Origin of the sequence: Achromobacter ruhlandii, from assembly GCF_002082135.1 — a bacterium.
Lineage (GTDB): Bacteria > Pseudomonadota > Gammaproteobacteria > Burkholderiales > Burkholderiaceae_B > Achromobacter > Achromobacter ruhlandii.
Window position 1 is genome coordinate 566,001 of the sequence record NZ_CP017433.1, and the last position, 15,709, is coordinate 581,709.

Genomic DNA, 15,709 nt, shown 5'->3' on the forward strand with positions numbered 1-15,709 from the left:
GTGGCAAAAAGGGGACGCAATCGCGTCCCCTTTTTCTGGGGCCGCTACGCCGCTGCAGCTTTCTTGCCGATCTGCTAGAATCGCGGATTCGCATTTTCAGCAATGCGTACCGGATCAGGACAGGTGGCCGAGTGGTTGAAGGCGCACGCCTGGAAAGCGTGTATACGTCAAAAGCGTATCGGGGGTTCGAATCCCCCTCTGTCCGCCAAGAATCTAGCAAGAGTCGCCCCGGCGCAGCCCGTTGGCGCTTTGCCCCGAAACCCGCATGAACATTGGTTCTGCGGGTTTTTTGTTGTCCGGAGGATCGTCGGCGGCGGCGTTCTCCTTTGTCGGGGGCCCGGAGGGGGGGGCGTGGCATCGCTTGCTGATCCTAGCTTCGCGCCACGCCGCGAAAGGCCGCCGAGAGCGCGACCAGCGCATCCCGCGCGCGGCTGTCGCGGACCCGGGTGTGCAGAAGGATGGGCAGCCGCGGCAGGTCCGGCAGCCCCAGCCTGGGGCCGACGTCGACCGCGCCGAACGGCACCATGCGCGGGGCGAGCGCGGCGACCCCCAGCCCGGCCATGACGGCGGCGGCGACCGTCATCACGCCGCCGCCGACGAAAACCTCGGTCCAGGGCATGCCGGCCTCGTCGAGCAGTTGTCCGGCCAGGGCGCGCACGCCGCAGGGTTCCGCCATCGTGGCCAGCGGCAGCGGCTCGCCCGCGCGATGCTGCCAACCCGGCATCGCGAACCAACCGAATTTTTCTTCGGCCAGGATTTCCCCATCGCCGCGCCCCGCCTGGAAGCGCACGATCACTGTATCGAGTTCGCGGCGGTCGAAACGTTGAAGCAGTTCCGCCGACGATCCGATCCGGATCTCGATCAGCAGGTGAGGATCCTGGGCATTCATGCGCGCGATCAGCGCGGGCAGCTCCGGACCCGCGACGTGGTCGCTGATGCCGATGGCAAGGCGCTGCCGCGTTCCTCCAACGACCGAGATCGCCCGGTCATGGGCTTCGATCAGCTTGCGCGCATGGTCAAGAAAGGTCGCGCCCTGGGCCGAAAGCTCCACGTAGCGCGGCGTTCGCTCGACCAGTCTGAAGCCCAGCCTTTCTTCCAGCCGTTTCAGCTTCAAGCTGACCGCGGCCTGCGTGGTCCGTGACGCTTCGGCGGCGCGGGTGAAGCTGCCCAGCTCGGCGATGCGGATGAAGGCTCTGACGGCTTCCAGGTCAAGGGCACGCTTTGTCATTTCAAAACTTTATCGTTGAAATAAAAATGAATAAGTTATCAGAATAGATAATAGGCCACGGGACCACAAAGGAGGAATTTCCCATGCCATTCGCTCAAATCTCGTTGCGTTCCGGAAAGACGGAGGCTTACCGGCAGGCCATCTTCGACGGCGTTTACCGCGCGCTGCATGAAACGTTCGACGTGCCCGAAGATGACCAGTTCATGGTCATGACCGAGCACGAGGCGGCCAACTTCCGCTACGGCGCGACCTATTTTGATATCGCTCGCAGCGACGATCTTGTGTTCATCCAGATCACCGCGAACAATACGCGCACGCTGGAACAGAAGAAGGCGCTGTTCCGGCGGATTGCGCAGCTGCTCGGTGAAAATCCCGGCCTGCGGTCGGAGGACGTGTTCGTGAATCTCGTCGAGGTCTTGAAGGAAAACTGGTCGCTGGGAGGCGGCCTTGCGCAGTACGCCTGATCCGGCCGACGACAGGATTCTCGTGTAGGCGGCCAGGCCGGCCGCCGCGAGCAGGTTGGCCTTGGACGGGTCGCGCTTGCCGCGACCCGCGGCGCGAGCGGTATTCGAGAAAGCCGGTTGAAAGTTCTGTTGGGCCTGGAAAGGCGCTTCAGAGAGAAGCCGCGCGAAGAATGTTTCAGCGTGACGATTTGGATTTCGACTGATTGCAATAGCATCGACGCTTATCGTGTCGATCCATAAACTCCGCCTGCGCTTCGACCCCGTGCCCGTCTCGCTCGCCCTCTGTGCGTCGCATGACGGCGGGAGGAGCGTTGTGCGAGCCTGCCGCCGCGCTGTCGCCATGACGTTGCCGGTACGCCCGCTTTACCTGATCTCGAAAAGCGTGGCGCATCATGTTCGATTGGTTTCGACGCAAGTGGTTCGGCTGGTCCGCGGAGCAGACGCGGGTGGTTCCGAGCTTTCCGGGGCCCGACAAGGCGGCGCCGGCCGGGCGGGGAGGCAGCGCGACGGGCATGGTGGTGGCATTCTTCACCCGCGACAGTATTTACGAGACGGAAAAGAACCGCCTGCTGCGCTCGGCGCAACGGCTGGGGCTTGCCGTCGATGCCGAACCGATCGAATCCACCGGGTCCTGGGTGCGCAACGCGTCCATGAAGCCGTCGGTGCTGGTCGCCATGCGCAGGAAACACACGGGGCCGTTGTTGTATGTCGACGTGGACGCAGTGTTCCACCGCGATCCGTGGCCGACGCTGGCGGCGCTGGACTGTGACATCGCCGCCTACCATGAGCCCGAAGGCCATTTGCTGAGCGGCACGCTGTTCATCAACCATACGCCGGCCGCCGCCGAGCTGTTGCAGGCCTGGGCCCAGGCCTGCGCGGAGAATCCAGAGGAGTGGGATCAGCTGGTGCTGGAGCGCCTGCTTGCCAGCGATGCCGCATCGGCCGCGCCGCGCTATCGGCAGGCGCGTCTGCCCGTCGCCTACTGCTGGATCTTCGACAAGACTGACAACGCGCCGTGCGCCGAGGTGTTCATCGAGCACCTGCAGGCCAGCCGGGAAGCCACGCAGCGCAAGCGCTTTTTCGGCAGGCCGGTGCGCGCGGTCAGGCGCCGCCGGGATAGGGTGCGCGCGATCGAGCGGATCCTGTTCGATCGGGACGCGGCGCGATAGCGGGCGCTGCCGCCCCGGCATGTCGGCGCCGCCAGGCGGCCGTTCGATCGACGGTCGGGCGACTTCAAAGACAGGCGGATTCGTGCGTGTCCAGCGTTGTAATGCGGTGGAGCTGAAAAGTCTGCCGCGTACGGAAGCCCAGGCGCTGGTAGAGCGCGATGGCCGCCGCGTTGTTGTCGCGGACATGCAGGAACGGTGTGTCGCCGCGCAGACGGATATCGCGCCGTAGTCGATCCATCAGGCGGCCGGCAAGGCCCTGGCCGCGGCAGCTGGCGTCCACGCACACCGCGCTGATCTCCACGTAGCCGTCCAGCCGCATGCGTTCACCGGCCATGGCGACCAGGCGGCCCCGGCGCCGCATGCCGACGTATTGGCCGGTCTCGATGGTGCGCGGACCGAACGGGCCCGGCCGCGTGGCGGCGGCCAGCGCCATCATGTCGGCGACGTCGCCCGCGCCCAGCGTCAGTAAATCCTGCTCGTCGGCGGCGGCGGGGGCGGGGCCGTGGTCGATCATCTGGAAGAAGGAGAACAGCGGCTCCGAACGCAGGCCGTCGAGCGGGGGCGGCAGATACAAGGCCTGCAGCATGGCGGGCGTGTCCGGGGCAATGAGTCGCCGCAGCGCGTCGAAGGCGTCGCGCGTGGTGTTGCGCACGGCGGCGAAGGGCGCGACGTCGGGCATGTAACGCGCGGCCAGGCCATCGCCTTGGCGCAGGTGCGCCTGGCGGCCGGCCAGGGCGAACCAGGCCGGATTGTCGAGCTGGGTCTGATCGGGGTGTTCCATGATGGGGGTCTCGTTTGTGGGACTCCGGGTGACCGGACGGATGCCGGGGCCGTTGAATCCGAGAGAATTCTAGACAGCGCGAGAGGCGCCGATCTATAGTCGTAAATGACAATATTCGGGTTATTTACGACATGCGCATCTGCCTGCTCGCGCTGGATGGGGTGTTCGACACCGGCCTGACGGCGCTGCTGGACACCTTCGACACCGCCAACGAACTGGCATCCATGCAGTCGGATGCGCCGGCGCCGTTCGAGGTGACCGTGGCAGGCGTGGGCCGGCGCATCCGCACCGCGCTGGGACTGTCCATGGCGGTGCGGCCGGCCGGCGAGGTAGCGCGGCCGGATTGGGTCGTGGTGCCAGCGCTGAACGCCAAGACGCCGCCCAAGCTGCTGGCCGCGCTGGCGCGGCCCGACGTGGTGCGCGCCAAGGCGCAGTTGCGCGCTTGGCGCGGGCAGGGCATCGGGGTGGCGGCGGCGTGCATTGGCACTTTCGTGGTGGCCGACAGCGGTCTTCTGGATGGACGCGAGGCCACCACCACCTGGTCGCTGGCGCCGCTTTTCCGCGAGCGCTACCCGACGGTGCGCCTGGATGACACGCGCATGATTGTTGCCGGTGACGGCTTGGTGACAGCGGGCGCGGCCATGGGGCACCTGGATCTGGCGCTGTGGTTGATGCGGCAGGCCAGCCCCGGGCTGGCGGAGGTGGTGGCGCGATTCCTGTTGATCGACAACCGTTCGTCGCAGGCGCAATACATCATCCCCGACTTCCTGGCGCATGCCGATCCGCTGGTGGCGCGCTTCGAGCGCTGGGCGCGCGAGAATCTTTCCAGGGGCTTTGCCTTGCAGGAGGCGGCCGCGGCGCTGCGCGTGCATGCCAGAACGCTGCAGCGGCGCACCGAGCTGGTCCTGGGCAAGTCGCCGCTGGCGTTTGTGCAGGACCTGCGGGTGCAGCGCGCGCGGCAGCTGGTGGCCAATGGTTGCGACCTGGACACCGTTGCGGCGCAGGTCGGCTATGCCGACACCTCGACGCTGCGCAGCCTGTTGCGCAGGAAGCTCGGGCGCGGGGTGCGGGAATTGCGGCGCGACGCCGGGGCCTGAGGCGGCCCGGCATGGGCTGCGCGCGGGACGCGCGGCGGGGCATGAGGATACGGCGCGAACATAGCGGCGCCCTGGCCCTGGCGCATCCAGGGTTTCTTGATCGACGCGCGCCGGTTTGGTCTACGCTTGAGGACTGTTCCCGGAGATTGCCATGTCCAAGATCACTATCGATTTCGTGTCCGATGTTGCCTGCCCGTGGTGCGCGGTCGGCCTGGGAGGCCTGCTGGCCGCCATTGAGCGTGTGCGGGATGAGGCCGAGGTCGAATTGCATTTCCGGCCGTTCGAACTCAACCCCGACATGCCCAAGGGCGGGCAGAACACCATCGAACGGCTCATGGCGAAGTACGGCTACAGCCGCGAACAGGTGCAGGCCAATCGCAAGGTCATCAGCGAACGCGCGGCGGCCGTCGGCATGCGCATGCGCATGGCCGATGACAACCGCTCGTTCAATACCTTCGATGCCCATCGCCTGCTGTACTGGGCGGGCCTCGCCGGCCTGGACGCGGCCGAGGCGCGCGCGGTGCTGGCCTCGGGCCGCTACACCGAAGAGGTGCGCAAGGAAGAGGCCGAGTGGCGCGATCGCGGCATCACGTCGGTGCCGTCGGTGATCCTGAACGGCAAGTACCTGGTGTCCGGCGGACAGCCGGCGGACGTGTTCGAGCAGGCGCTGCGCCAGGTGGCGCGCGAAGGTTGAGGGGCCGGCGCCGCCGCCGGGTTCAAGTCCGCACGATCGGCTCGACGTCCAGCACGTACATCTGCCGCTCGCCTTCGTGCACCGAGTCGATGCAGACCTGGGTGCCATCACGGCTCCAGCGGGGATGCAGGTCGCAGCGGTTTTCCTTGGACAGCTTGGGGTCGGCGTAGAAGCTGCCGAGGTCATGGCGCTGCCCGGTTTCCATGTCGTACAGGAACAGGACGCGTTCGTGAGTGACGGGATCGGGGTAGGTGTCGCTCAGCAGCCAGCGAGTGTCCACGGGCGAGAAGGTCATGTGGCCGTTTTCGGTGAGGATGCCGTCGCCCACCACCTGCACCGGGCCGCCGTCGGCGTCTTCGTATAAGTGGTAGTGGATGCTGCCGGCGTGCGGGCCCCAGACGATGATCGAACGGTCGTCGCGCCACAGCGGATGCGAGATCTGGTATTCCGACTTCTCGTAGTCGAAGGTGCCGACCGCGGCCGGGTCGAAGTCGGCGGCCAGTTGCGGCAGGGGGTGGTCGGAACATTCCAGCAGGCGCATGTCGCTGCCGTCCGGGTTCATGGTGATGAGGCGGTGCAGGAAGCAGGTCTCGTCCTCGACCCGCTCGGTCCAGCGGTGCAGGAACAGGATGCGCGTGGACGAGGGGTTGACCTCGATGTGGCTGACCCAGTGGATGGCGCGTTCCATCGACGCGCGCGGATGGAAATTGCGCAGGTCGGCGTAGCTGACCAGCAGGCGGTGGTCGCCGCTGTCCAGGTCGAGCGCATGGATGCCGTCGTCGGCCGGGGCGTTGGCCACGGGGCCGGGCGCGTGCTCGCTGTAGCCGATGGTCTGGTGCGTGATGTAGAGCCTGCGGTAATCCACGCACAGCGCGTAGCGGCTGTTGGGCGAGGCGACATAGATGGGCAATGGCAGGTAGCGGGTTTCGCCGCTGGCGAGGTTGTGCACGGCCGAGCGAAAGCCGGGATAGAAGCCGCTGCCGTCATCGCGGCGGCAGTTGTAGATCAGCTGCGGTTCGGCCTTGCCGTCCAGCCATTGCAGCTGGCAGCCCATCTGCCAGTTCCATGCCGTGGTGGCGCCGACGGCGTGGTAGCGGCCGCCTTCATGCAGGTCGAAGTAGCCGACCTCGGCATGCAGGCCGGGCGTGAGCACCGCATCCTTGAAGGCGGTCCGATTGGCAAGCAGATAGCGGCCGCTCTGGTGCCAGACGGTCTTGTTGTAGTAGCCGAAGAAGTGGTGGCCCGGCGGGCCACCCAGGCGCCGGCAGGCGATGGCGGGAGTGGTCATGCGATTCATCAATGAAGGAAGGGGAAGGGCGTTCAGCCGGCGCTGATGTGTTCGGTTTCGATGACCTTGTTCCAGCGGGCGCGCTCGCGCTCGACGAAGGCGCGCGCCTCGGCCGGGCTGTTGCCCACCGGCGCCATGCCCAGGTGCTCGAGCCCGGCGCGGAATTCCGGATCGGCGTAGACGCGGCGCAGGTCGGCGCTGAGCTTGTCGATCAGCGCGTCGGGCACGTCCTTGCCGGCGGCCAGGGTGGTCCAGGAGGTCACGGTCAGGCCGGGCAGGCCGGCCTCGGCGGCGGTGGGCACGTCGGGCAGCGCGGCCGAGCGCGTGGCGCCGGTGATGGCCAGCGCCTTGAGCTTGCCGGTCTGGATGTAGCCGATGGTGGTGGGCACGTTTTCGAACAGCAGCTGGATCTGGCCGCCGATCAGGTCGTTGATGGCGGCCGAGCTGCCGCGATAGGGAATGTGCGCGATCGGGGCCTGCGCGGCCATTTTGTAGAGTTCGCCTACCATATGCACCGAGGAGCCGACGCCGGCCGAGCCGAAATGCAGGCTGTCGGGGCTGGCCTTGGCCTGGGCGGTGAGTTCGGCCAGGGTGTTGGCCTGGAGCGTCGGACTGGCCACGACCACGTGCGGCATCTCGGCGACGATGGTGATGACCTTGAGGGCGTCGGCGGGGCGGTAGTTCAGGTGCTTGTAGACGCCGTAGGTGGCATGCAGGCCGATGGAGCCGAGCAGCAGGGTGTAGCCGTCGGGGTCGGATTCGGCGACGAATTTGCCGCCGATGTGGCCGCCGGCGCCGGGCCGGTTCTCGACCACGACCGGCTGGTTGTAGAGCTTGCCCAGGTACTTGGCCAGCAGCCGGCCCTGGATGTCGGAGCTGCCGCCGGCGGTGAACGGCACGATGATTCGTAACGGGCGGTCCGGATAATTGGACTGGGCCTGGGCGGCGAACGGCAGGGCCGCGCTCGCCAGGGTCAGGCAGAAGGCTTGCAGGACGCGGCGGCGCCAGGGACGGCTTGAACGCATGGTATTTCCCCTACAGCGGTTGGTTTTTCGTTGGGGTGCGGGAGCAAGAGCACCTGAGGAGCCACGAGTGTAGGAGTCGATAAGTATTTGAAAAAATTCTTTTTTCGGCATAGTCTATGCAAGTTTGCTATACCCTGTGACCCCATGAGCCGACCGCTGAATTTCCGTCAGATCGAAGCCTTCCACGCGGTAATGCTGGCCGGCACCACCACCGGCGCGGCGCAAATGCTGCGCACCACGCAACCCTCGATCAGCCGCCTGCTGGCGCAGGCGCAGCAGGCCAGCGGCCTCAAGCTGTTCGACATGGAGCGTGGCCGCCTGCGGCCGACGCGCGAGGCCAAGGACCTGTTCGATACGGTCAAACGCCACTTCGTCGGCCTGGAGCGCATCGAGGACCGCGTGGCCGCCATGCGCCGCAGCGGCAGCGGCGTGCTGCGGCTGGCCTGCACGCCGGCGCTGGGCCTGGGCATGTTGCCCGGCGCGGTCGAGGAATTCGCGCAGCGCTATCCCGATGTGCACATCAACATGCAGACGGTGGGCAGCCAGTACCTGCGCGAAGGCCTGCTGCATGGCACCTATGACGTGGTGGTGACGACGGTGCCGCTGGACGGCGCGCACCTGGCGCTGCAAACCCTGCACGAGAGCGCCGCGGTCTGCGTGATGCGGCCGGATCATCCGCTGGCCGCGCTGCCGGCCATCGGCATCGCGGACCTGAACGAGCGCCGGCTGCTGGTGCTGAACGCGGACGACGACGTGTACCTGCAGTTGCGCGGCGCGATGCTGGCGCACCAGGTGCAGCCGGTGTCCGAAATCGAGACCACCTATTCTTCGACGATCTGCGCGCTGGCCGCGGCCGGCACCGGGCTGGGCATCGTCAATCCCTACATTGCCGACGTGTTCGCGCAACAGCTGTCGATACGGCCGTTCACGCCCAAGCTGCCCGTGCGGGTCTGCATGGCGTATCCCGCGCAGACGGCGCCGTCGGTGGTGACCGAGGCCTTCGTCGATATTCTGACGCGGCGCTTCCAGGACATGGCCGAGCCCGCCTGAGGCGATCGCGCCGGCCGCCGGGGAACGCCGGCGCCATCGGTGTTACTCAGCTTGCGGCGCGTCCCGCGCCAGAAGAACAAGGAGACAGTCTTGATGCACGCCGCCACCGCTTCCGTTCCGCCTGTGCGGACCCGTCCGCGCGCCGCCGGAGCGGCGCGATGACGGCGCGCGCGGGACGCACGCTGGGACTGGAGATGGAAATGGCGGTGGCGCGGCGCGATACCGGCGCCAGCCATCCGGTGGGCGGCTACTTCGAGGCCCTGGCCGCGATCAAGGCGGCGCGCGGCGAGGCGCCGGACCTGGCGCGCATCGACGGGCGCATTGTGGGTGTGTCGGTGGCGGCCGGCGAGAGCGGCCTGGACAATGGCTTCAATCTGCTCGAGACCGCGTTCGCCCCGGTGTCCGAAGACGAGGGCGGACTGGATGAACTGGCGCGGCGCGCCACGCGTGAATTGCACGACGCCTGCCGCGCGCTGGAAGCGGAAGGCGCGGCGCTGCTGAACGCGTCGGAACACCCGGATTGCACGCTGGACGCGTCGTGGTACGCGGCGGTGCACGTGCCGCGTCCGATCTACCGCGAGCTGGTGGGCCATCGCGAATGGCTGCATCGCGTGGGGATCGACGCCAAGGCCCAGAACAGTCCGTGCACGTCGGTGGACGTGACGCAGGCGGCGCGCGCGCTCAATGTGGTGCTGGCACTGGCGCCCGCCAGTATTGCGCTATTTGCCAACAGTCCGCTGGAGAGCGGTCGCGTCACCGGCCTGAAGGAGAACCGGCTGACGGTGTGGGACCGCATGTTCCGCCATTCGCGCTATGCCGGCGACCACCACCTGCAACGCCTGCCCGAGCGGCCGTTCGTGGATCTGGGCGATTACTTCCGCTGGATGTTCGCGCCCGGCACCGCCAGCCGCTGCCTGCCGCTGGCGACGGACGATGGCTATAAGTCGGCCACCGGGGTGTACCTGCGCGGATCGCCCTGCCTGTCGGCGTTCCTGGCGTCGGATGGATGGCCGGGCCGTCGTTCGGACACCGGCGAAAACCTTTGCATCGCGCCGCGGGGCGCGCACTTCGAGTACTCGCAGTTTGCGCACTTCCTCGATGCGCGCTGGCGCTACCGGCTGGCGACGCCGCCGTCGCTGGAGGCGTTGCGCGAGGCCTGGCGGCGGCCGGGCGGCATCGAGGAGCTGTATGCGCAGCTTGGCGCCGACGGCTATATCGAAGGCCGTGCGCCCGGGGCCGGTTTTGCCGACGCGCAACTGCTGCGGGAGGCGGGGCGCGAGATCGCGGCCACGCTGGTGATGGCGCCGTCGGCGCTGCAATTGGGCCTGATGCGCAATCTGTCGCAGGCCGAAGACCTGCTGCGCGCATGGGGCTGGCTACGGCTGCGGGCCATGCGCGCCGACGCCATGCGCGACGCGCTGCACGATCCCGCGGTGCACGCGTTGGCCGGCGAGGTGCTGGCAGTGGCCGAAGGCGGGCTGGCGCCGGGAGAACGCCATTGGCTCGGCTACGCGCGCTACGCGCTGGCCGCGCGCAGCAGCGGCGCGGACCGCCTGCTGCGCCTGTGGCACGAACTGGACGGCGATCCGAGGCGCCTGGCCAAGGTGTGCGAGGCCCGGGCGGTGGTGCCGCTCTGAATCGCGCGGCCGGTCCCGGGAGGGGGCCGGCCGTCGCTCAGGCCAGTTGCGGCATCAGTCCCGGTCCGGGCGCGACGTTGCCGTCCACCAGCGCCAGTAGCTGGCGTTGCGGGCCATCCAGCGCGGCATGAGCGCGCAGCGCCTGCTTTTCGCCGTCGGTCAGCAAGCCCGCCAGGTCCGCCAGGTTGTCGCATTCCATCGAATAGGCCTGATTGATGCGCACCGCGATCTGCTCCAGCGACTTCCAAGCCGACAGCATGTGCGCCTGGTGCTGGACTTCGTCGCTGATGCCCGAGGTCAGCGTGCTGATGCCGCCGTGGAACACCGGCAAGGCGTTCGGGCCGGCCGCGTGGAGCTTGACCTTGTCGGCGAAGTCGGCGCCGGCCTGATCGGGATGGCTGGTGATCAAGTTGACGAAGAACGACTTGATCTTGCCCAGCACGCCCGGCGTCGGGGCCTGAGGCGGGCCGCCATGCATGATCTGGTAGGCCTTGCCGTTTTCGTCGAAGGTCAGCAGCAGGGTGCGGGCCTGCGTCTGGCCGAGTGCGTCGCCCGTCAATGCGGTGGGCACGCCTTGCGCGTCCTTCGGGTGGGTGAAGACCTCGGACGGCATGTTGCTGCCGATGCCGCCGTCGGCGTAGACCTTCTTGCCGCCGTCGGCCGTCTCCACCGACACCGCCTTGAACGCGATCGGGAACGACATCGACATGCGCGCGGCATAGGCGATGGGCATGTCCGGCGCGCTGTCGGCGTCGAAGTATTCCTCGACCTGGTCGGTCTTGTTCCAGCCGGTGAGCGTCAGCTGCTTGAACTTGTCGGGCGCCAGCGTGTTCAGCAGCTTCAGGTCGCCGAACGTGATCATGCTGTCCTTGTGTTCCTTGTCGAAATCCGGCAACTGCTGCAATCGGCTCAGGCGTTCGAGCTGGCGGTCGCTCAACTGGCCCTGGCCGGCGAGCGCGACCAGCTTGTCCTGGAACGCATGCGTGTTCCAGTGCGTCGTCAGGTAGTCGTGCACGCTGCGCGCGGTGGTCTGGTCGACCACCTTCAAGGAAGCGACGGCGGGCGCCAGGCCGCCTTCCATCTTCAGGTCGGGATAGATGCGCGCCAGGTCGCCGCCGCCCTTGAGCGCATCGAGCATGCCCGGGCGGAACAACGCGTCGGCCGGCCCCTGCTCGAACTGCGCGGCGCTCAGGCCCGCCGCCAGGCAGGTGGCGGTGAGGGCGCCGGCGGACGAGCCCGACAGGTGCTTGAGTCCGGTCAGCATGCCGCTCTTTTCCATCTGGTCCAGGTGGGCGCTGTAGCCAATGCCCTTGGCGCCGCCGCCGCGCAGCGCCATGTTCTCGAGCTGCGGCGCAGGGCGGATGACGATGTACTTATCGCCACGCGGAATGATCTGCGGCCGGATGTCGGCCTGTGGCTGGTTGGCCATCAGCTCGGATCGCGCCGCGTCCACTTTCAACCGGTCCAGGGCCATGGAGGCGGCCTTGCCGGCCGACTTCATGGCGCTGGCGAAGTCCTTGCCATCGACCGAGCCGTCCTGCTTGCGCGGCAGCGCGTCGAAGGCGCGCTGGACGATGGCGTCGAAACGCGCCTGCACGTCGCCGGCGAAGTTCTCGATGCCCTTGGGGCCCATCATGTCAGCGAGCGCGCTGGTCTCGCGCATGAAGTACTGTTCGAACGAACGCTTGGCCGCGTCAACGTGGGCGGCGTCGCGGTCGGGCGTGACGAATAGGCCTTTGAGCTGGCCGAGCAGCGAGGTGGGCGTCTGCGCTGGCGGTTGCCAGACGGAGGCTGCGGCGCTGTTCTGGATGGCGCTGGAGATGCCGTTCATACCAGCGCTCCCGGCGCGGCGGCGCTCGTGGCGCCAGCCGACATGCCAAAGGAAATCTGCGCGCCTTCGAGCGCCAGGTCGCGCACCAGCGCGCGCGTGTCCCGCGCCTGCGCCAGCTGGTATTGCAGCCAGCGCGGCCAGGTGTCGTCGTCCAGCCTGTCGAGCGCGATGCGGCCGGTGCCAGTCATGAACTGGCGGCTGTCCAGACCCACCACATAGGCGTGGCCGCGCAGCGCGTTCTGGTTGACCAGCAGCGCGCTCTTGATGACGGCGCGGCGCAGGCTGCCATGCAGCACGGCGGCGTCATGCAGGAAGAAATCGGTCAGCAGCCGGCGGTTGTCGGGATGCAGCGTGACGCGGCCGGGCAGGTCGTCGAACAGCAGGTCGAACTGCCGCGCGCCGGCGGGCAGCGCATCCCGTCCGCAGGCCCGCGCCAGCCGCGCCAGGTCGCGTTCGGCCTGCCGCGCATCGCCTTGCGGACCGCGCGGCAGCGGCGCGGTCGGCGCGTCGTCGGGGGCGGGGCCGGCCAGGCGGTCGAGTTCGCGCAACAGGGCCTCGGCGATGTCGTGCAGCGCCTGCGCGTCGCAGGCCGCGTACAGCGGCAGACTGAGGCTCGGGCCCAGCTCGGGCGAGATGCCGCCGATCAGGCCGGCGCCCAGGCGCGTATCGAAGCTGCGGCGCAGCAACGCTTCGCCCTGCGGGTCGTCGAAGCCGGGCGTGTCGTTGAAGGCGAGGCGCCAGGCGGTCAGCACCACGCTGCCGTCGTGCGCGTTGCGCGCCATGCCCAGTTGATGATGGTCGTCCAGCGGGACGGCCCATTGCGCGGGCTGTTCGGTGTCGCCGGCCTGGAAATGCGCCTGTGCGTATTCGGCGGCGGCCCGCGCGATGTCGGTGAGGGAGTTGTGCGCCATGGATAACTCGCGGAGTGGAAATCACCCCATGAGTAACGGCAGCATGCCTTCCGGTTCCGTGGGACTTGGGATTCGCGCGGCGCGAGTGCCATAATGTCGCCTCGTCCATCTCGCGCTCCGGCGCGGCCGCGCCAGTCCGCGCCCGCCTCGCCACTCGTCACCGTGTCAGACCCTCATTTCGCCCAGGTGCTTTCCGAACTCGGCCAGGCGCTGGGCATTCCCGCGCTGGCGCCCGCTGACGGCGGCCTGTGCCAGCTGGCCTTCGATGGCCGCCACCTGGTGCAACTGATGGCGCACGGCGCGCGCGGCCAGATCCTGCTGTCGTGCGCGGTGGGCGGGGGCAAGATGGATGGCGCGCTGGCCCTGCTGGCCGCGCAGGGCAATTTCCTGCAGGCGGGCGGCGGCGTGGTGGCATGCGCGGCCCCCGACGGCCGCATGCATCTGCAGCTGGGCGTGGCGCGCGAACAATGCGGCGCGGACGCGCTGCTGGCCGCGATCGACGCGTTGCTCAACCAGGTCGAGGCCTGGGAAAAACGCGCCGCGCGCGCGGAACCGGGCGCGGATGCGCCGTGGCGCAATCCCGCCTTCATGATGCAGTCGGTCTGAACCCGCGCGGCCGAAGCCGGGCAGGGCTTAGCTGGCCTTCTGGATCACGCCCTTGAGCGAGTCCGCGATCTGCTTGGTGATGGTGCTCTGGATTTCGATCAGCATGGTCCATTGCTGCACCTGTTGCTGCATCTTCAGCATGTCGGCCTGCGATACGCTGCCGTCGGCGTTGGTGCGCATGTTCGACAGCGTTGTCTGCAGATTGCTTTCCTGCGAGCGGATGCTGTCGTAGATGGTGTTGTTCACGCTGTTGAAATTCAGGCCGGACGAGCCGGTCAATCCGTTCAGGGCCATGGTGCGTCTCCTAGCGGTTCAGGGGAGAAAAGGGCATGCGCGGCGCGGGGGCGCCGGTGTCGGAATCGAGGGCGAGCCCGGCCAGCACTTCGCGCGCGGCGGCGGCGGCCTGCGCCACCGCCTGGCATTGCTGGAACGCGACGGGCACCAGGCCGGAGTCCAGGCGCTGGCGGGCCTGCTGCTCGAGCGTGGCAAGGCGTTGCGCCAGCGCGGCGCGCAGCGTGGCGCCGTCGGGGCCGGCGAGGCGTTGTTCCAGTTCAGTGAGGGCGGTCGGGTCGTTCATGTGTGCGGGCGGGCGGTTGACATGTCAGCGCGTCACGATGGCGGTGCGCGGGCCTTCGAAAATGATGCGGGTGTTTTCCACGGCGACCAGGCGGTATTTGCGATAGACCCCGCCCACCAGCAGCTTACTGCCGTCTTCGAGCACCACAAAGGGCTGCGGGCCGCCGACGACGCTGCGGATCACGAAAGGCACGCTGTCGGCGGCGGGCGCGGCACTGGCGGTCGCCAATCTGGCCACGCCCAGGTGGCGTTTGTTGAAGTCGTCCAGCACGTCCGCCAGGCGCGCCTGCTGGTCGTCGTCCAGCGCGCCGGCGGCGATTTCGAGATGGTCGGGTTTCCAGGTCAGCGTGACGCCGGACAGGCCGGCGTCCACCAGTTGGCTCGACAGCGTGTCGCTGAGCTGCTGGGTCAGCGCGATGTCGTTGCCCAGCACCGTCATGCCCGGCAGTTGCGCCCGCAGCGCGTCCAGCGCCGAGGCCCGTTCGCGCGCGCTGCTGGCGACGCCAGCCACCGCCAGCCGGCCGTCGCCTTCGTAGCGCGGTTCGTAGCGCACGTTGAAGGCGCGCAGCGCGCCACGGGCCGTGCGCACCACCTCGTCTTCGTTGCTGATGCGCATCGCCGGCATCGGCCAGATCTGCGATAGCGCCGCCGCCACCGCGTCCTGTTCGGCAGCATTGCGCACCCAGCCCGACACCGTGACCATGCCGTCGCGCGCCATGGAGACATGCAGCCGCGAGGTCAGGCCCATGCGTTCGAACACGGCGGAGATCTGGCCCACCGACTGCTCGGCGGCGGCCAGGCGCGGGTCGACCCGCGGCGCGCGGCTGGCGGTCGAGGGCGGCATCAAGGCCAGGAAGATGGCGACGCAGATGGTCAGCACCACCGCGCCCAGGCCCAGCAGCACCGGCCAGGAGTCGCGCTTTCGGCGCCTGCCGGGCGCCGGTGGCAGGGGCAGCCGCCGTTCCAGCTGGCGTTCCTCGTCAGCGTTGTCGGCAGTGGCCGTTGGCGTGGGCGGCGCCGCGGGCTCGGGCACGGGCGCCTCGGCATCGTTGGCGGCATCCGGCGCGTGGGTCCAGGGATCGCCACGCCGCGCCACCGTGATCCAGACCGGGCCCAGCGGCACCGGGCGGTTGAACGGCGTGCCAGGCTGCCGGGCGGGCGTGGCATCGTCCAGCGTCAGGTCCCAGCCGGCTTCGCCGATGCGGATGCGCGCGGCGCGCGGGCCCATGCCATCGTCGGCCAGCACAATGTCGCAGGCCGGATCGGCGCCCAGCACCGAGCCGTCCGCGACCTGGCAGCGGGCATCGCGGTGCAGCCCGGACAGCACGCGCAATTCCAGCGCTTCGCTCATG

At 68.4% G+C, this 15,709-nt stretch carries 16 protein-coding genes and 1 tRNA gene; 8 read left to right on the plus strand and 9 right to left on the minus strand.

Annotation, left to right across the window (positions count from 1 at the left end; translation table 11 throughout):
* Positions 1-117: 117 nt before the first annotated feature.
* A tRNA-Ser gene (locus AruCF_RS02510) sits at positions 118-208 on the plus strand.
* A gap of 162 nt (positions 209-370) precedes the next feature.
* Here AruCF_RS02510 and AruCF_RS02515 read toward each other — a convergent pair.
* On the minus strand, positions 371-1,228 hold the full coding sequence (locus tag AruCF_RS02515) for a LysR substrate-binding domain-containing protein (RefSeq protein WP_049071187.1): 858 nt from the start codon (positions 1,226-1,228) through the stop codon (positions 371-373).
* Positions 1,229-1,311: 83 nt separating this feature from the next.
* Between AruCF_RS02515 and AruCF_RS02520 the strand changes: the two genes are divergently transcribed.
* Together AruCF_RS02520 and AruCF_RS02525 are read left to right on the plus strand one after the other, a co-directional pair.
* A complete protein-coding gene (locus tag AruCF_RS02520) occupies positions 1,312-1,692 on the plus strand; it encodes a tautomerase family protein (protein ID WP_049071188.1) in 381 nt (126 codons plus the stop codon).
* A gap of 392 nt (positions 1,693-2,084) precedes the next feature.
* A complete protein-coding gene (locus AruCF_RS02525) occupies positions 2,085-2,861 on the plus strand; it encodes a putative nucleotide-diphospho-sugar transferase (RefSeq protein ID WP_235432733.1) in 777 nt (258 codons plus the stop codon).
* 64 nt (positions 2,862-2,925) lie between these two features.
* Here the strand turns inward: AruCF_RS02525 and AruCF_RS02530 are convergent, their stop codons facing one another.
* A complete protein-coding gene (locus AruCF_RS02530) occupies positions 2,926-3,642 on the minus strand; it encodes a GNAT family N-acetyltransferase (RefSeq protein WP_049071189.1) in 717 nt (238 codons plus the stop codon).
* A 131-nt stretch (positions 3,643-3,773) separates the two neighbouring features.
* On the opposite strand from AruCF_RS02530, the gene AruCF_RS02535 reads away from it, so the two are divergent.
* Positions 3,774-4,739, plus strand: a complete 966-nt coding sequence (locus tag AruCF_RS02535; protein WP_049071190.1) for a GlxA family transcriptional regulator — start codon at positions 3,774-3,776, stop codon at positions 4,737-4,739.
* A gap of 151 nt (positions 4,740-4,890) precedes the next feature.
* Positions 4,891-5,433: a DsbA family oxidoreductase gene (locus AruCF_RS02540; protein WP_049071192.1), complete on the plus strand. Its 543-nt coding sequence runs from the start codon at positions 4,891-4,893 to the stop codon at positions 5,431-5,433.
* 22 nt (positions 5,434-5,455) lie between these two features.
* On the opposite strand, the gene AruCF_RS02545 is transcribed toward AruCF_RS02540, so the two are convergent.
* Both AruCF_RS02545 and AruCF_RS02550 read right to left on the minus strand, forming a co-directional pair.
* On the minus strand, positions 5,456-6,730 hold the full coding sequence (locus AruCF_RS02545) for a hypothetical protein (RefSeq protein ID WP_049071193.1): 1,275 nt from the start codon (positions 6,728-6,730) through the stop codon (positions 5,456-5,458).
* 23 nt (positions 6,731-6,753) lie between these two features.
* A complete protein-coding gene (locus tag AruCF_RS02550; protein ID WP_049071194.1) occupies positions 6,754-7,746 on the minus strand; it encodes a Bug family tripartite tricarboxylate transporter substrate binding protein in 993 nt (330 codons plus the stop codon).
* Positions 7,747-7,890: 144 nt separating this feature from the next.
* Here AruCF_RS02550 and AruCF_RS02555 point away from each other — a divergent pair, with 144 nt between their 5' ends.
* Entirely contained in the window at positions 7,891-8,796 is a 906-nt protein-coding gene (locus AruCF_RS02555; protein ID WP_049071196.1) for a LysR substrate-binding domain-containing protein, read from the plus strand.
* A gap of 158 nt (positions 8,797-8,954) precedes the next feature.
* Positions 8,955-10,433: a glutamate-cysteine ligase family protein gene (locus AruCF_RS02560; protein WP_049071197.1), complete on the plus strand. Its 1,479-nt coding sequence runs from the start codon at positions 8,955-8,957 to the stop codon at positions 10,431-10,433.
* Between the two features lie 37 nt (positions 10,434-10,470).
* Here AruCF_RS02560 and AruCF_RS02565 read toward each other — a convergent pair whose 3' ends face one another.
* Positions 10,471-12,264: a patatin-like phospholipase family protein gene (locus tag AruCF_RS02565; RefSeq protein ID WP_049071199.1), complete on the minus strand. Its 1,794-nt coding sequence runs from the start codon at positions 12,262-12,264 to the stop codon at positions 10,471-10,473.
* Positions 12,261-13,175 carry a hypothetical protein gene (locus tag AruCF_RS02570; RefSeq protein WP_049071200.1) on the minus strand — a complete coding sequence of 305 codons (915 nt, stop codon included), beginning with the start codon at positions 13,173-13,175 and terminating at the stop codon, positions 12,261-12,263. The genes AruCF_RS02565 and AruCF_RS02570 overlap by 4 nt, the downstream gene beginning before the upstream one ends.
* A 162-nt stretch (positions 13,176-13,337) precedes the next feature.
* Between AruCF_RS02570 and AruCF_RS02575 the strand changes: the two genes are divergently transcribed.
* On the plus strand, positions 13,338-13,781 hold the full coding sequence (locus AruCF_RS02575) for a CesT family type III secretion system chaperone (RefSeq protein WP_235432734.1): 444 nt from the start codon (positions 13,338-13,340) through the stop codon (positions 13,779-13,781).
* Positions 13,782-13,808: 27 nt separating this feature from the next.
* Here AruCF_RS02575 and AruCF_RS02580 read toward each other — a convergent pair whose 3' ends face one another.
* From AruCF_RS02580 to sctD, 3 genes are read right to left on the minus strand one after another with little or no spacing between them, the layout of a single operon-like run.
* Entirely contained in the window at positions 13,809-14,075 is a 267-nt protein-coding gene (locus tag AruCF_RS02580; protein ID WP_025137564.1) for an EscF/YscF/HrpA family type III secretion system needle major subunit, read from the minus strand.
* Between the two features lie 10 nt (positions 14,076-14,085).
* Positions 14,086-14,358, minus strand: coding sequence for an EscE/YscE/SsaE family type III secretion system needle protein co-chaperone (locus tag AruCF_RS02585; RefSeq protein WP_049071203.1), 273 nt, complete (start codon positions 14,356-14,358; stop codon positions 14,086-14,088).
* Positions 14,359-14,382: 24 nt separating this feature from the next.
* A complete protein-coding gene (sctD, locus tag AruCF_RS02590) occupies positions 14,383-15,708 on the minus strand; it encodes a type III secretion system inner membrane ring subunit SctD (protein ID WP_049071205.1) in 1,326 nt (441 codons plus the stop codon).
* Between the last annotated feature and the right edge of the window lies 1 nt (position 15,709).

What these genes read in the sequence shown, in the direction of transcription:
- AruCF_RS02565 (WP_049071199.1), bottom strand. Translation starts at nt 12,264, where the DNA reads ATGAACGGCATCTCCAGCGCCATCCAGAACAGCGCCGCAGCCTCCGTC.
- AruCF_RS02585 (WP_049071203.1), bottom strand. Translation starts at nt 14,358, where the DNA reads ATGAACGACCCGACCGCCCTCACTGAACTGGAACAACGCCTCGCCGGC.
- AruCF_RS02545 (WP_049071193.1), bottom strand. Translation starts at nt 6,730, where the DNA reads ATGAATCGCATGACCACTCCCGCCATCGCCTGCCGGCGCCTGGGTGGC.
- AruCF_RS02525 (WP_235432733.1), top strand. Translation starts at nt 2,085, where the DNA reads ATGTTCGATTGGTTTCGACGCAAGTGGTTCGGCTGGTCCGCGGAGCAG.
- AruCF_RS02530 (WP_049071189.1), bottom strand. Translation starts at nt 3,642, where the DNA reads ATGGAACACCCCGATCAGACCCAGCTCGACAATCCGGCCTGGTTCGCC.
- AruCF_RS02515 (WP_049071187.1), bottom strand. Translation starts at nt 1,228, where the DNA reads ATGACAAAGCGTGCCCTTGACCTGGAAGCCGTCAGAGCCTTCATCCGC.
- AruCF_RS02560 (WP_049071197.1), top strand. Translation starts at nt 8,955, where the DNA reads ATGACGGCGCGCGCGGGACGCACGCTGGGACTGGAGATGGAAATGGCG.
- sctD (WP_049071205.1), bottom strand. Translation starts at nt 15,708, where the DNA reads ATGAGCGAAGCGCTGGAATTGCGCGTGCTGTCCGGGCTGCACCGCGAT.
- AruCF_RS02555 (WP_049071196.1), top strand. Translation starts at nt 7,891, where the DNA reads ATGAGCCGACCGCTGAATTTCCGTCAGATCGAAGCCTTCCACGCGGTA.
- AruCF_RS02540 (WP_049071192.1), top strand. Translation starts at nt 4,891, where the DNA reads ATGTCCAAGATCACTATCGATTTCGTGTCCGATGTTGCCTGCCCGTGG.
- AruCF_RS02550 (WP_049071194.1), bottom strand. Translation starts at nt 7,746, where the DNA reads ATGCGTTCAAGCCGTCCCTGGCGCCGCCGCGTCCTGCAAGCCTTCTGC.
- AruCF_RS02535 (WP_049071190.1), top strand. Translation starts at nt 3,774, where the DNA reads ATGCGCATCTGCCTGCTCGCGCTGGATGGGGTGTTCGACACCGGCCTG.
- AruCF_RS02520 (WP_049071188.1), top strand. Translation starts at nt 1,312, where the DNA reads ATGCCATTCGCTCAAATCTCGTTGCGTTCCGGAAAGACGGAGGCTTAC.
- AruCF_RS02580 (WP_025137564.1), bottom strand. Translation starts at nt 14,075, where the DNA reads ATGGCCCTGAACGGATTGACCGGCTCGTCCGGCCTGAATTTCAACAGC.
- AruCF_RS02570 (WP_049071200.1), bottom strand. Translation starts at nt 13,175, where the DNA reads ATGGCGCACAACTCCCTCACCGACATCGCGCGGGCCGCCGCCGAATAC.